The sequence below is a fragment of the Sinomonas halotolerans genome (assembly GCF_039615075.1).
GTDB lineage: Bacteria > Actinomycetota > Actinomycetes > Actinomycetales > Micrococcaceae > Sinomonas > Sinomonas halotolerans.
This window is the reverse complement of sequence record NZ_JBDFRB010000001.1, coordinates 202,799-216,287: the sequence shown is the minus strand read 5'-3', so window position 1 is coordinate 216,287 and position 13,489 is coordinate 202,799. Positions and strand designations below refer to the sequence as shown.

Annotated in this window: 10 protein-coding genes, 2 tRNA genes and 1 pseudogene; 1 reads left to right on the top strand and 12 read right to left on the bottom strand. The window is 71.7% G+C overall.

Annotated features, from left to right (window positions below):
* Positions 1-33 precede the first annotated feature (33 nt).
* From ABCQ75_RS00930 to ABCQ75_RS00890, 9 genes and pseudogenes are all read right to left on the bottom strand, one after another.
* A pseudogene (locus ABCQ75_RS00930) lies at positions 34-918 on the bottom strand (DMT family transporter); the annotation flags it as partial.
* The gene (locus ABCQ75_RS00925; RefSeq protein ID WP_345882516.1) at positions 918-1,553 is read right to left on the bottom strand and encodes a CDP-alcohol phosphatidyltransferase family protein; all 636 of its coding nucleotides are present in this window, start codon (positions 1,551-1,553) and stop codon (positions 918-920) included. The gene ABCQ75_RS00925 and the pseudogene ABCQ75_RS00930, both read right to left, overlap by 1 nt.
* 67 nt (positions 1,554-1,620) lie before the next feature.
* Positions 1,621-2,481 carry a phage holin family protein gene (locus ABCQ75_RS00920; protein ID WP_345882515.1) on the bottom strand — a complete coding sequence of 287 codons (861 nt, stop codon included), beginning with the start codon at positions 2,479-2,481 and terminating at the stop codon, positions 1,621-1,623.
* A 181-nt stretch (positions 2,482-2,662) separates the two neighbouring features.
* Positions 2,663-2,735 (bottom strand) — tRNA-Asn (locus ABCQ75_RS00915).
* 41 nt (positions 2,736-2,776) lie between these two features.
* Positions 2,777-2,852, bottom strand: a tRNA-Asn gene (locus ABCQ75_RS00910).
* Positions 2,853-3,059: 207 nt separating this feature from the next.
* Positions 3,060-5,018: a DNA primase gene (gene dnaG / locus ABCQ75_RS00905; RefSeq protein WP_345882514.1), complete on the bottom strand. Its 1,959-nt coding sequence runs from the start codon at positions 5,016-5,018 to the stop codon at positions 3,060-3,062.
* 34 nt (positions 5,019-5,052) lie between these two features.
* Positions 5,053-6,336, bottom strand: coding sequence for a deoxyguanosinetriphosphate triphosphohydrolase (locus ABCQ75_RS00900; protein WP_345882513.1), 1,284 nt, complete (start codon positions 6,334-6,336; stop codon positions 5,053-5,055).
* Positions 6,329-7,525, bottom strand: coding sequence for a tRNA dihydrouridine synthase DusB (dusB, locus tag ABCQ75_RS00895; protein ID WP_345882921.1), 1,197 nt, complete (start codon positions 7,523-7,525; stop codon positions 6,329-6,331). Before dusB ends, ABCQ75_RS00900 begins: the two co-directional genes overlap by 8 nt.
* A 31-nt stretch (positions 7,526-7,556) precedes the next feature.
* Positions 7,557-8,672: a hypothetical protein gene (locus tag ABCQ75_RS00890; RefSeq protein ID WP_345882512.1), complete on the bottom strand. Its 1,116-nt coding sequence runs from the start codon at positions 8,670-8,672 to the stop codon at positions 7,557-7,559.
* A 212-nt stretch (positions 8,673-8,884) separates the two neighbouring features.
* Between ABCQ75_RS00890 and ABCQ75_RS00885 the strand changes: the two genes are divergently transcribed.
* Positions 8,885-9,412, top strand: a complete 528-nt coding sequence (locus ABCQ75_RS00885) for a ferritin (protein ID WP_345882511.1) — start codon at positions 8,885-8,887, stop codon at positions 9,410-9,412.
* Between the two features lie 91 nt (positions 9,413-9,503).
* Here the strand turns inward: ABCQ75_RS00885 and ABCQ75_RS00880 are convergent, their stop codons facing one another.
* The 3 genes from ABCQ75_RS00880 to ABCQ75_RS00870 are packed head-to-tail and all read right to left on the bottom strand — an operon-like array spanning position 9,504 to position 13,432.
* Positions 9,504-11,003, bottom strand: coding sequence for a YibE/F family protein (locus ABCQ75_RS00880; protein ID WP_427916013.1), 1,500 nt, complete (start codon positions 11,001-11,003; stop codon positions 9,504-9,506).
* Position 11,004: 1 nt separating this feature from the next.
* Positions 11,005-12,039 carry a GNAT family N-acetyltransferase gene (locus ABCQ75_RS00875; protein ID WP_345882510.1) on the bottom strand — a complete coding sequence of 345 codons (1,035 nt, stop codon included), beginning with the start codon at positions 12,037-12,039 and terminating at the stop codon, positions 11,005-11,007.
* Between the two features lie 7 nt (positions 12,040-12,046).
* Complete coding sequence (locus tag ABCQ75_RS00870) at positions 12,047-13,432, bottom strand: glycine--tRNA ligase (RefSeq protein ID WP_345882509.1); 1,386 nt, start codon at positions 13,430-13,432, stop codon at positions 12,047-12,049.
* Between the last annotated feature and the right edge of the window lie 57 nt (positions 13,433-13,489).

The window sequence follows — 13,489 nt, the reverse complement described above, 5'->3', positions numbered from 1 at the left end:
CAGGTTCCCCGGCCCCTTCCCGCCCCGCAGCTCGCGTGCTGCGTCCTTCCGCCGCTTGGCGACTTCGGGGTGGTGCCGGGAGAGGGCGATGACCCCCACGATAGCAATGAGGGCGGCCACGACCATGGCAATCGCGAGGACGGCGGGCACGTCGGGCCGCAGTTCGCCGAGGATGGTGATCCCGATCGCGATGCCGACGATGGGGTCCACCACGGTGAGGCCTGCGATGACGAGGTCGGGCGGGCCTGCGGAGTACGCACTCTGGACGAACCAGGAGCCGAGCGCCCCGGCGGCCGCGATCGCGACGATCGAGTACCACTGGACGTTGAGGAGGAACAGGCCGTTCGGGTCGAGGAGGTTCCGCCCGATGATCCTCGTGAGAACGGCCACGAACCCGAACAGGACCCCGGCGCCGATGATGTACACGAACGCGCTCATGCGGTGCCTGAACATCGCGGCGAGCGAGCCGAAGACGCCCACGGCGAGCGCGAGGAGCAGTACGATGGCGAGCTCCTGGTCCGGCTCGACCGCGTGGTTCTCGACCGTCGCTGTGACTGCGAGGAGCACGAAGAGCGCGGACCCCAGGACGCACGAGGTGATGGCCACGACCGTGGGCCGGTTGATGGTGATGCCCTGGTCCTTGGAGTTCACGACCGTGGTGATCACGAGGGCTATCGCACCGATGGGCTGGACGACCGTGAGCGGCGCGGAGACGAGCGCGACCATGTTGCACAGCATCCCTGCGGCGAGGAGCACGAGCCCGAAGACCCAGCGGGGGTTGCGCAGGAGCCTCAGGAAGCCGTTCGAGCTGAGCGCGAGCCCGCCCGTGTCCGCCTTGACAGCGCTGCCCTGACGCTGCGCGCCCAGCGCCAGGAAGAAGGCCCCGAGCACCGCGAGGAACACTGCGAACCAGACCATCAGAGCCCCGCCTCGCGCTCGTCGAGCCGCTCTTCGCGGACCGGGCGGCCCTTGCGGACGATCGCCCGGAAGTAGTTGACGGCGGCGATCCAGTGCCCGATGAGACCGAGCCCGAGCAGGACCCACGCGACCGCAGCATTGGCCTCCGCCCCGGGCAGGGCCAGCTTCGAGAGGACCAGGAGGGGGGTGCCGGCGAGCAGCAACGCCGTGCGCAGCTTGCCGATGCGCGAGACGGGAAGGTCCGGGTGGCTGCGGAAGTAGAAGAGCGAGGCCGTGCCGAGCACGACATCAGGGACGAGGAGCGCCGCGAGGTACCACCACTGGACCACGTCCGCGAGGACGAGCGTCAGGGCGACGGCGAGGAGGGCGAGCCTGTCCGCGGCAGGGTCGAGGATCCTGCCGAGCCTCGACGTCTGCTCGAAGCGCCGGGCCACGTAGCCGTCCACCCAGTCCGTGCTGCCCATGATCGCGAGGACCACGACGGCCCACCCGTATTCCTTCTCGCCGAGGACGAGCCACATGAAGAGGGGCACGCCCATGAAGCGGAGGACGGTGAGGGCGTTCGGCACCGTCAGGACCAGATCGCGGTCCACCGGCTCGTGCCCCGGGCGAGCGCCCGCCCCGAAGATCCTCATTGCCCCCGCGCCTCCTGGCGCTGAGGCGCTGCCGTGACCCGATGACGAGCTGGGGGCGCCGGAGCGCTCAGCTCTTCACCAGCCTGCGCAGGAGAACCACGAACGCGGTTGCCGACACCGTGAAGACGGCGAGGGGGGCCCAGCGCTCCCTGATCGCCTCTCCGGCGCCGGGGCGCTCCCCGCCAGCGGCGCCCCTCGCGCCCACGCCGCCGCCCGTCGTCGTGCGCACGGACGAGGACGCGAACCGGTGGCGGACATCGTCGGCGAGGTTCGCGGCCTGGAGCTTGACATCGAATTCCCGGACGAGGTCCTCACGGACGTCGAGGAGGTGGTCGCGGCGCTTGTCGAGCCGCTCCCGCAGCTCCTTCTCGCTCGGCGGCGGCAGGTGGACCTTGCCGTGGACCCTGTCCTGCGCCTCCTTCTCGGCCCTGGCCTTGAGCTTCTCGGCCTCCTTGGTGGCCTGGGCGCGCTTGTACTGGATGGTGGACGGGTCCAGGAGCCGGGGGTCGAAGGCGCGGCCTTCCCGGACCACGGCGAGGTCGTGCCGGAGGCCGCGGATCGCGTCCTCGGGAAGGAGCGGAAGGGCCTTCTTCACCCAGCCCAGGCCGAGGAGCGCAGCGATGACGAGGATCAGCAGGAAGACCCCGCCCACGATCAGGGCCGCGAGCCAGCCGGGCATGACGGTGGCGAGCCCGAGGATGGCAGCCACGACCAGGGCGATGACGAGGAGCCCCAGGAACACGAGGGCGACGCCGAAGAGCCCAGCTCCGACGCCGGCCTGGACGCCCTTGTTCTTGAGCTCGATCTTCGCAAGCGCGATCTCGTCATTGATCTGGCGCGGCGCGAGCCGGAGCGCCTGTCGCGTGAGATCTGGTAGCGCGGCCAGTTTCGGCCGGCGCGCCGCCGGCATGCTGTGGCGTCCACTCATTCGGGGCCCCTTCCCTTCGGTCCAGCAGCGTGAAGCGCAGTCCGTGACCAAACTACCACCGTGGAAGGAGTGCGCCTCTGGACGGCACGGAGGCGCGGCCGGGTCAACGGCGGCGCGCGCGCTGAATGCAGGAAGCCCGTCCCGGTCCGCGCACTGCGGGCCCGGGACGGGCTTCTTCTCGCTCCCCCGACTGGACTCGAACCAGTAACCCTTCGATTAACAGTCGAATGCTCTGCCAATTGAGCTACGGGGGAAGGTGTGCAGCCGCGGCGGCACCGATGCATCGGACCCGCCATGGCTCCCCCGACTGGACTCGAACCAGTAACCCTTCGATTAACAGTCGAATGCTCTGCCAATTGAGCTACGGGGGATTGCAGCGGGATCTACCCTAGCAGGGCAGGGGGCCCGAGCGGAAATCGGCGGCGGGCGCACAGTGCCCCCACTTCGCGGGGCCGCGGAAGGCCCCGCGGGCGGGCCGGCGCCCGTGGGGCGGGAGGCCCGACGGCGGGCCGCGCCCCGCCCGGGCGGGCCGGCGCCCGTGGGGCGGGAGGGCCGACGGCGGGCCGCGCCCCGCCCGGTCAGTCCCGCCCGCGCAGGGCGCGGCGGCGCAGCTCGAGCTCCATGAGCACGCGGTTGAGCCGCTGGAACTCCTCGGGCGAGGCCGCGGCGTCAAGGCGCTGGAGCTGACCCATCATCTCGGCCTTCTGGGCCGTGATCTGGAGTTCCGCGAGGCCCGCGAGGATGTCCCGGCAGTACCGTTCGAGGGAGGCCTCGGTCGTCGCCGGGAGGGGGGTGACGGCAAGCTCGGCGAGGAGCGGGTGCAGCGCCGCTGGGAGCTCGTGCCTGACCCGCTCGATCCACGCGGCAGCGGCCTCCTGCTCGCGGGGTCCCCCGGCGGCACCGATCGCGCTGTGGACGGCAACGTGGGCAGGAGCCACGAACCGGGAGGCCGAGAACTCGGCCCACGCGGTGGAATCGAGCGTGTGCGGCTGCTGGAGCACCACCTCGAGTGCCTGGCGCTCCATAAGGGCGACCGGGTCCCGAGGGTCTGCCCGCCACGGGGCAGGCTGTGGGCCGTCCGCAGGCGCACGGCTGCCTGGCTCCTGCGGGCTCGGGTAGTCGGCCCCCGGGCCGGAGCCTGCACGGCTCCCCTGCTGGGGCCCCGGCGCCGGTGCGCCGTTCCGGGACGGCGTGCCGCCCGGCGCAGCGTCTCCGCGGCGCCCTGCCGCAGAGACCGCGCGGGAGACATCCTCGAGCGGCATGCCGAGCCACTTCGCAAGCTCGCGGGTATAGGCCGGCCGGATCGCATGGTCGCGGATCTGGGCCACGACAGGGGCTGCCTCCCGGAGCGCCGCGATCCGCCCCTCGACGGAGTCGAGGTTGTGCCGGCGCAGAGCGGCCTGGATCGCGAACTCGAAGAGCGGCCGCCGCGTCCCGATGAGCTTCTGGACGGCCGTGTCGCCATGGTTCTGCCTGAGCTCGCAGGGGTCCATCCCGCTCGGCTCGACCGCCACGTAGGTCTGGGCGACGAAGCGCTGGTCCTCTTCGAAGGCCTTGAGCGCCGCTTTCTGCCCCGCCGCGTCGCCGTCGAACGTGAACACGACCTCTCCCCCGGTGCCGTCGTCCGAGAGCAGGCGCCGGGCGATCTTGATGTGCTCGGCACCGAAGGCAGTGCCGCACGAGGCCACCGCCGTGTCTACCCCTGCGAGGTGGCAGGCCATGACGTCGGTGTAGCCCTCGACCACCACGAGCTGGCGCTTCCTGGCGATGTTCCGCTTCGCCATGTCGATCCCGTAGAGGACCTGCGACTTCTTGTAGAGAGCAGTCTCCGGGGTGTTGAGGTACTTCGGGCCCTGGTCGTCCTCGAAGAGCCGGCGCGCGCCGAATCCGATCGCATCCCCGGCGATGTCCCGGATCGGCCAGATGAGGCGCCCCCGGAACCGGTCGTAGAGGCCGCGATTGCCCTCGGAGAACATGCCCGTGAGCTTGAGCTCCTCGTCCCGGAAGCCCTTGGAGCGCAGGTGCTTGAGGAGGCTGTCCCACCCCTGCGGGGCGAAGCCGACTCCGAACTGCTCGGCCACGCTTCGCTCGAAGCCCCGCTCGAAGAGGAACTGGCGCGCGGCCGCCGCGGCGGGGGTGAGGAGCTGGGCCTGGAAGTACTCCGCCGCGACCTTGTGGGCGTCCAGGAGCCGCTGCCGCCGGCCGACCTCCTCGCGGCGGGGACCGGCGCCCTCCTCGTAGGCCAGCTCGTAGCCGATTCGCGCGGCGAGCTTCTCGACCGTCTCGGCGAAGGCCGTGTGGTCCATCTTCATGACGAAGCTGATGACATCGCCGCTCTCGCCGCAGCCGAAGCAGTGGTAGGTGCCCACCTGGGGACGGACGTGGAAGGAGGGGGTCCGCTCGTCGTGGAAGGGGCAGAGGCCCTTCCACGACCCGATTCCGGCGCTCTTGAGGGTCACATAGCCCTCGACGACCTCCCGGATGTCCGTCCTCGCGCGGACCTCCGCGATGTCCTCGTTCTTGATCAGGCCGGCCACTGGACCAGCCTAGTCGGGGACGCGGTCGTCGGCATCACCACAGGCTCGGGAGGCTCCCGACAAGCCTCTCGTACCAGGAGAGCGCCGAGGCATCGGTCAGGGACGCGACCTGGTCGATGACGACGCGCAGGCGTGCGGCGTCGTCCTCGGCCGCGCTCCAGTCTGCGGCGAAGCTCGGCTCGAGGTGCCGGTCGCCGCTCGAGTTGAGGGCCGTGACGAGCGCGTACAGCACCTCCCGCTGGCGCTCGTAGATCGGCTGCCGGTGGTCGGTGGTCATGACGAAGGTCGTGGCGAGGCCCTTCATGACCGCGATCTCCATGACGGTCTCCTCGGGCACCATGACCTCGCCCGCGTACCGCGTGAGGGGTGCATGGCCGTAGGCCGCGCGGGTCAGGGACAGGGCAGCGTCGCAGAAGCGCCCGATCAGCTGGCTCGTCATGTTCTTCAGCGCCGCCATCGAGCGGCGCGACCCGTCCGCCTCGCGCACCCACACGGGGGTCGCCTCGAGACGGGCGAGCGCGGCGTCGATCTCGGCGGGGTCGCTGTGCGGGAGGTACCACTGCTGCGTGTAGCCCACCACGCGGGCGCGGTGGTCCGGATTGTCCATCCACCGCAGCTGGAACTTGCCGGCCACGATCGCGTCCTCGACATCGTGCACCGAGTACGCGATGTCGTCCGAGAGGTCCATCACCTGGGCCTCGATGCAGCTGCGGCCCTCGGGGGCATCGGCGCGCACCCACGAGAAGATCTCGGCGTCGTCCTCGTAGGCGCCGAACTTGCTGGTCCGGTGCCCATGGACGAGCGGCGCCTCCACGGCCGTCCACGGGTACTTGCAGGCGGCGTCCAGGCTCGCCCTGGTGAGGTTGAGGCCGGCAGGGCGCCCCTGGGCGTCGAGGACCTTCGGCTCGAGCCGGGTGAGGAGCCGCAGCGTCTGGGCGTTGCCCTCGAACCCGCCGATCGCGTGCGCCATCTCATGCAGCGCGCTCTCCCCGTTGTGCCCGAACGGGGGGTGGCCGAGGTCGTGGCTCAGGCAGGCGGCGTCGACGACGTCCGGGTCGCAGCCGAGGACCCGGCCCAGCTCGCGCCCCACCTGGGCGACCTCGAGGGAGTGCGTGAGCCGCGTGCGGACGAAGTCGTCGGTGTCGGGCGCCACGACCTGGGTCTTCGCTCCGAGTCGGCGGAGCGCGGACGAGTGGAGGATCCGGGCGCGGTCGCGCTCGAAGTCGCTGCGGTAGCCCTTCTTGGGCGGTTCGACGACCCAGCGGCTCGTGTCCGCCTCGCTGTAGCTGCGGATGCCCTCCGCGACCGCGTCAGCCACCGGACACGTCCAGCTCCGCCGCCGCGATCGCGTGCGACTCGTCGGCGTCCATGCTGCGGCTCTCGAGCCAGCGGTGCGGGAGCGCGGGCCGCTTGGGCGAGCCGGCCCGCCCTCGCGGCCCCTCGGCCTCCGCGCCGGGGTAGGGCATGTCAGCGTCGAGCGTGTCGACGAGCCCGCGGAGCTCTTCGAGGTCGTTGACCTGGGCGAGTCGGGCGCGCAGTTCGCCGCCCACGGCGTAGCCCTTGAAGTACCAGGCGACGTGCTTGCGGATGTCGCGCAGGGCCTTGCCTTCATCCTCGAAGTACTCCACGAGGAGCTGCGCGTGGCGGTAGAACGCCTCCCCCACGTCGCCCAGTGCGGGACGGATCCTCTCGCCGCTGCCCTCGAACGCGGCCTGCAGGTCCCCGAAGAGCCAGGGCCGGCCCTGGCACCCGCGGCCGATGACGACGCCGTCCACTCCGGTGCGGCGCACCATCCTGATGGCGTCCTCGGCGCTCCAGATGTCCCCGTTGCCGAGCACGGGCACGTCCGGGAGGGCCTCGCGGAGCCGCGCGATCGCGTCCCAGTCCGCGGTGCCCGAGTAGAACTGGGCCGCGGTGCGCCCGTGGAGTGCCACGGCTGCGACACCGGCGTCCCTCGCGATCCGGCCGGCGTCGAGGTAGGTCAGGTGGTCTTCGTCGATGCCCTTGCGCATCTTCACGGTGAGCGGGATGCCGCCCCTGTCCGCCTCGCGCACGGCCGTCTGCACGATCTGGGTGAAGAGGTCGGTCTTCCAGGGCAGCGCGGAGCCACCGCCGCGCTTGGTGACCTTGGGGACAGGGCATCCGAAGTTGAGGTCGATGTGGTCCGCGCGGTCCTCCTCGACGAGCATCCTCACGGCGCGGCCTACCGTCACGGGATCCACCCCGTACAGCTGGACCGAACGGACCTTCTCGTCCTCGTCATGCCCGATGATCCGCAGGGATTCCGGGTGGCGCTCCACGAGCGCCCGCGAGGTGACCATCTCCGCCACGTAGAGCCCGCCGCCGAACTCCCGGCACAGGCGCCGGAACGCCGTGTTCGTGATCCCTGCCATGGGAGCGAGCACCACCGGCGTGTCGATCGTGAGCCGCCCGAGCCTGAGCGGGGGCAGTTCGAGGCGCGCCGGGGCATCGGGGCCCGGCACCACGGCGGCAGAAGAGGTTGGCACAGCAGTCACCCATCCATTGTGTCAAGCGCGGTCAAATCGCAGCCTGAACACTCGCCGGGACCTCCCATGCGCCGCTGTCCTTCCCCGCCACCGCCTCCATCACGCTGCGCGGGAGGGTCAGGGCGAGGCCCTCGGGCTCCACAGTCGTCGCGGCCGTGACCGGGCCGCCGGGCCGCCAGTGGAACACATGGGGGCTCAGTGGGGCGACCTCGTGCTCGCCGAGGATCCGGTTGAAGCCGAGCATGGCGGCCACGTGCTCCACCGTGGAGTGCTCGGTGAGCGGCTGGACCGCGATCTGGCGCAGCGCCGGGACGCTCAGGAGGACCCCGAGCGGCCCCGGTTCGAGGCCGATCCTCGCCAGGAACTCCTGCGGGTAGGCGAGCCAGGACGCCATGCGCGGATGCTCGCCCTCGAACAGCACCACAGCAGCGCTGCCCTTCCCGTAGACGGTGGGTTCGCCGATCCCTGCCGCGAAGAGGTTGGCCTCGGCCGCCTCCCATGCCTCCGCGGCCCCGCCGGCCTTCGCGAGGTGGATGTCCCCCAGGAGCAGGGAGGTCTGGTCCCGGCGGATGGCGAGGCCCAGCGGGAGTCCCCCCACGTCCCGTGCGTAGGTGTAGTCCTCGGCGAGCCGGACGGGGTCCATGCGCTGCGGCGCGATGAACCGCGGGAACAGCCGCTCGCGCAGGGCCGTGCCCGCGTATCCGAGGCTGCCCGGAGTGGAGGACCCCTGGAGGGCTGCGGCGATGACCTGCCGGACGTGGTCGTCCGTCATGTCCGCCCACTCTTCCTCGGGCAGGCAGCGCGCCTTGTTCGCGAGCGTTGCGAAGCCCAGCTGTGCTCCCGCGCCCCGGAAGGGCCCGCCGGTGACGCGGATGTGGTCGCCCCGGTCCGCTGCCCTGTATCCGAGCGCCTGCACAGCGGCCATGACACCGCCTCGGAGGAGCCCGGCCTGGCCCCGCGTGAAGCCGGGGAGGAACCGGTCCGGCAGGGCGTCAGAGTGGCTGTCCGCCGATGCCGCCGCCCCCGAGGGCATGCCGGCGGCCGGCAGCCTGCGCACGCCTCTCTGCCGCTGCCCTGCGGGAGCCCGGTCCCCGGCGGCGCGCCGGACCTCCGCCGCCCTTGTCCTGTTCCGTGCTGCCTTGCCCATGCCGGTCCTCCCGCTCGTCGCCTCAGCCGCCAGATCGGCAGCAGGTGACCACGACGCTACGAAGCGGTGCACGCGGGCGGTAGGCGCCCGGCGTCGTATGTGGAGAACTCCCGGGGACCGTCGTGCAGATCCCCGCAGAACAGGTCTGTTGAGGACCAATGACGGCGCTGCGGAGTCTCGCCCGCAGCGCGCTACCGCGCCTAGGCTGGGCCATGAGCACTTTCACAGACCTGCTGGCCAGCCAGATCAAGCACGAATTCGCCGCGTCCCAGCAGTACATCGCCGTAGCCGTCTGGTTCTCCGGGCAGGACCTCCCCCAGCTCGCGCGGCACTTCTACCGACAGTCGCTCGAGGAGCGCAACCACGCGATGATGATGGTCCAGTACATGGTGGACCGGAACATCGCGGTGGAGATCCCGGGCGTGGATCCGGTCCGCAACGACTTCTCCTCCGCGACCGAGCCGATCGCCCTCGCGCTCTCGCAGGAGCAGAAGGTCACTGAGCAGATCGAGGCGCTCTTCGCAGCCGCCAGGGATGAGGGAGACGCGCTCGGGGAGCAGTTCATGCTCTGGTTCCTCAAGGAGCAGGTCGAGGAGGTCGCCTCGATGACCACACTGCTCAACGTGGCCCAGCGCGCCGGAGGCAACCTGTTCGACCTCGAGAACTTCGTGGCGCGTGAGCGGGTGGGCGACGGTGGGCGTGACGCGAGCGCGCCGGATGCCGCCGGCGGGTCGCTCTGACGGCCCGACGCGAGCGCCGCTCACTGAGGCGGGGAACTGGGGATGACCCCGCAATGCCGTCAGGGGATGAGACCCCGCAACCAGGGCGCGGTCAGCGGCCGCGGCGTGAGCGGCGTGTCGGCAGCTCGTCGGCCCGCCGCTCCCCCTCGGCGCGCCACGCGCCCTCGGCCCGCCGCTCCTCCTCGGCGCGCCACGCGCCCTCGGACCGCCGCTCCTCCTCGGCGCGCCACGCGCCCTCGGCCCGCCGCTCGTCCTCGGCGAGCCGTGCGGCCTCGGACGAGGGCGCGCCCGCGGCCCCCGCGAGACGGGCGGCGCCGGTTGCCTTGACCACTGCGACCGCCACGGCGGTCGTCATCGGGATGGCCAGGACGAGGCCGACAGAGCCCACGAGCGTGCGCACGACCTCCTCGGCCAGCTCGGTGCTCGTGATCGCCTCGAGGAAGGGCCGCTCGTAGAGCATGACGATGATGAGCAGCGGGAGCGCCGCCCCCGCGTAGGCGAAGGCGATCGTGTACACGGTCGAGGCGATGTGGTCCCGGCCGATCCTCAGAGCCGAGGAGAAGAGCTTGCGCGCGGACGTGTGCGGCGCGAGCTCGTAGAGCTCCCACACCGCCGACGCCTGTGTGATCGTGACGTCATTGAGCGCACCGAGCCCCGAGATGATGAGGCCCGCGAGGATGATCCCCGAGATCGAGATGTTCCCGCCCATGTTCACGAGGCTCGCCGCGTCATGCCCGCCCGTGCCCGTGAGGAAGGCCGCATCCGTGGCCCACGCCGCGAGGAGCGCGGTGACGATGAGGCCGAACACGGTCCCCAGCAGCGCCGTGGACGTGCGCGCGGAGAGCCCATGCGCGAAGTACAGGACGCCCATCATGATGACGGTGGAGCCCACGAGCGCGAGCGCGAGCGGGGGCTTGCCCTCCACCAGCCCGGGCAGGACGAACATCACGAGCACCGCGTACGCGCCGCCGAGGCCCAGGAGCGCGCGCAGGCCCCGCCAGCGCGCCACCGCCACGACGACCACGGCGTAGACGGCCGCGAGGAGCAGGATGGGGACGGTGCGGACGAAGTCCGTGAACACGTAGGCGGGCGGGGCGCCCGCCGCTGGGGTGCCGGCCTGCTCGCCCTGGATGCCCGTGAGGTTCAGATAGCGGATGCGGTCCCCCGGGTTGACGCCCCGGGACGAGACCACGTCCGGGTTGAGCGCCACGCGGACCTCCGCCCCGCCGGCGTCCGGCTGGGTCGCGGCGAAGCTGCACTCCGAGCCGGGCTCCGCGTCGGCCCCCGCCTCGGTCGCGCCGGGATCGGCCGACGCCGCACCGGAGCAGGGCGCGACGCTCACCGAGCGCACGGTCCCGGTGTCCATCGTCACGCCCTGGGCGAGGGCATAGGGGTTGGAGAGCTGGAGGCCCGAGCGGTCCCCGGAGGGCCACATCGCGATCATCGCCGCGACCACCGCGATCCCCATCGGAACGAGGATCGCCGCGAGGATCCACGTGGCGCGCCGCCGGGCGGCGCGGGCGGCAGCGGTCGGCGCCGCGTGCTCGTCCGCCTGGCCGTGGAGGTGCCCGTGCCCGTGGCCCGCACCCACGTCAGTCCCCGACGACGATGGTCTCGGGCCCCGCCTCGGCGCTGCCGGCGGCGACCAAGGGGCCGACGACCGCGGTGAGCGCCGTCATCGCGTCGTCCACCTCGAGCCGCACGGGGTGCTGGTAGGCGATGAGCGCGAGCAGGTCCCGGACCGCGTCCCGGGCCTCCTCGGGCGAAAGCCGCGGCTCGTGGCCCAGGAACACCTCGGAGGGCTCCTCCGCGAGCGCCGTTGCCGGGCCTGCATAGCTGACCGCGAAGGCCCGCAGGCGCCCCTTCCTCGACGGCGCGACGCCCGATCCGAACGCGCTCGCGGGAGGCTCGCGCAGCACCACCGCACCGTGCGCACCGGCGGCGTCGGAGAGGAACAGCTGCTGGGCCCGGCCCACGCCCAGGGGCGCCGGCGGGTCCCACGCGTGGACCTCGGTGTAGTAACGGCCTACCGTGTCGGAGAGCTCCACCGAGCCGGTCGCGAGGTCCTCGACGAGGGGGGACGACTCGGACCCCTGCGAGCCGTCGCCGAGCGCCGAGAGGCGCAGAGCGCCGGGACGCACCACCACGTGGCGGGAGCGCTGGAGCTCGCCGAACCCCCGCGCGGCCGCGAACGCCGCGCCCGCACCGCCGGCGGGCACCCTTGAGCGCAGCCGCGGCGCCGCGCCGTCGTGCGCCTGTCCCACGGAGTGCACCGCCCACGACGGCGCTGCTGCCGCCGCCGCCCGCAGCCGGCGCAGCAGCTCGCTGCCCACCCCGGCGCGGCGGTGGTCGCGCGCCACCTCGACGTAGGCCCACAGGCGCTGCGGGTGCAGGGGCGAGGAGAAGACGACGCCCGCCGCGACGGGGATGCCCTGGTCCTCGGCCACGACGCACCGGCGCCAGATCCCGTGACTGCCACTGCCGCCGTCAGGGTCCTGCCCGCCCTCGGAGTCGGGGGCGAAGGCGCCGCGGAACTGCTCCGCCGCTGCGCCCTCGGCGTCGCCCCACACCTGCACGAGGAGCTGGTCGTCGCCCTCGCGCCACGGCCGGTACGTCAGCTCAGCCATGCGCGGCTCAGGCCCCCAGCAGGCGCGAGCCGAGGTAGCCGGCGACCTTGTCGAGGGAGACGCGCTCCTGGGACATGGTGTCCCGCTCGCGGATGGTCACGGCCTGGTCCTCGAGGGTGTCGAAGTCCACCGTGATGCAGAACGGCGTGCCGATCTCGTCCTGGCGGCGGTAGCGGCGGCCGATCGCGCCGGCGTCGTCGAACTCGATGTTCCAGTGCTTGCGCAGCTCGGCGGCGAGGTCACGCGCCTTGGGCGAGAGGTCCTCGTTGCGCGAGAGCGGGAGCACCGCGGCCTTGACCGGCGCGAGGCGCGGGTCGAGGCGAAGCACCGTGCGCTTGTCCACGCCGCCCTTCGTGTTGGGAGCCTCGTCCTCGGTGTAGGCGTCGACGAGGAACGCCATCATGGAGCGGGTGAGGCCGAACGAGGGCTCGATCACGTACGGGATGTAGCGCTCGTTGGTGGCCTGGTTGAAGTAGCTCAGCTCGTGGCCGGAGGCCTTCGAGTGGCTGCCGAGGTCGTAGTCCGTGCGGTTGGCGATGCCCATGAGCTCGCCCCACTCGGAGCCCTGGAACCCGAAGCGGTACTCGATGTCGATCGTGCCGGCGGAGTAGTGCGCGCGCTCGTCCTCGGGGACGTCGAAGCGGCGCATGTTCTCCGGGTTGATGCCCAGGTCCACGAACCAGTCCCAGCACTCCTCGACCCAGTGCTTGAACCACGCATCGGCCTCGTCGGGCGCGGTGAAGTACTCGATCTCCATCTGCTCGAACTCGCGCGTGCGGAAGATGAAGTTTCCGGGCGTGATCTCGTTGCGGAACGCCTTGCCGATCTGGCCGATGCCGAACGGCGGCTTCTTGCGGGCCGTCGTGACGACGTTGTTGAAGTTCACGAAGATGCCCTGGGCCGTCTCGGGGCGCATGTAGTGCAGGCCCTCGGCGTTGTCCACGGGGCCGAGGAAGGTCTTGAGCAGGCCCGAGAACATCTGCGGCTCGGTCCACTTGCCCACGGTGCCGCAGTCGGGGCACGGGATGGAGCCCATGCCGTCCTCGGGCTTGCGGCCCTTCTTGGCCTCGTAGGCCTCCACGAGGTGGTCCTGGCGGTGGCGCTTGTGGCACTGGAGGCACTCGACCAGCGGGTCTGTGAACGTCGCGACGTGGCCCGAGGCCTCCCACACCTGCTTGGGCAGGATCACCGAGGAGTCGAGGCCCACCATGTCCTCACGGCCGCGGACGAAGGTCTGCCACCACTGCTCCTTGATGTTCTCCTTGAGCTCCACGCCGAGGGGCCCGTAGTCCCACGCCGAGCGGGAGCCTCCGTAGATCTCACCCGCCTGGAAGACGAATCCGCGGCGCTTGGCCAGGGAGACGATCGAGTCCAGTGAGGTCTTCGGTGCCAAAGGGTTTCCTCCGTACTTCTCAGGCCGCTGGGTGCGGTCCGGTGGGGTGCACAGCGG

Excerpts from the sequence above, each read along its gene's own strand:
- ABCQ75_RS00925 (WP_345882516.1), bottom strand. The coding sequence starts at position 1,553 with ATGAGGATCTTCGGGGCGGGCGCTCGCCCGGGGCACGAGCCGGTGGAC.
- ABCQ75_RS00920 (WP_345882515.1), bottom strand. The coding sequence starts at position 2,481 with ATGAGTGGACGCCACAGCATGCCGGCGGCGCGCCGGCCGAAACTGGCC.
- ABCQ75_RS00890 (WP_345882512.1), bottom strand. The coding sequence starts at position 8,672 with ATGGGCAAGGCAGCACGGAACAGGACAAGGGCGGCGGAGGTCCGGCGC.
- ABCQ75_RS00885 (WP_345882511.1), top strand. The coding sequence starts at position 8,885 with ATGAGCACTTTCACAGACCTGCTGGCCAGCCAGATCAAGCACGAATTC.
- ABCQ75_RS00875 (WP_345882510.1), bottom strand. The coding sequence starts at position 12,039 with ATGGCTGAGCTGACGTACCGGCCGTGGCGCGAGGGCGACGACCAGCTC.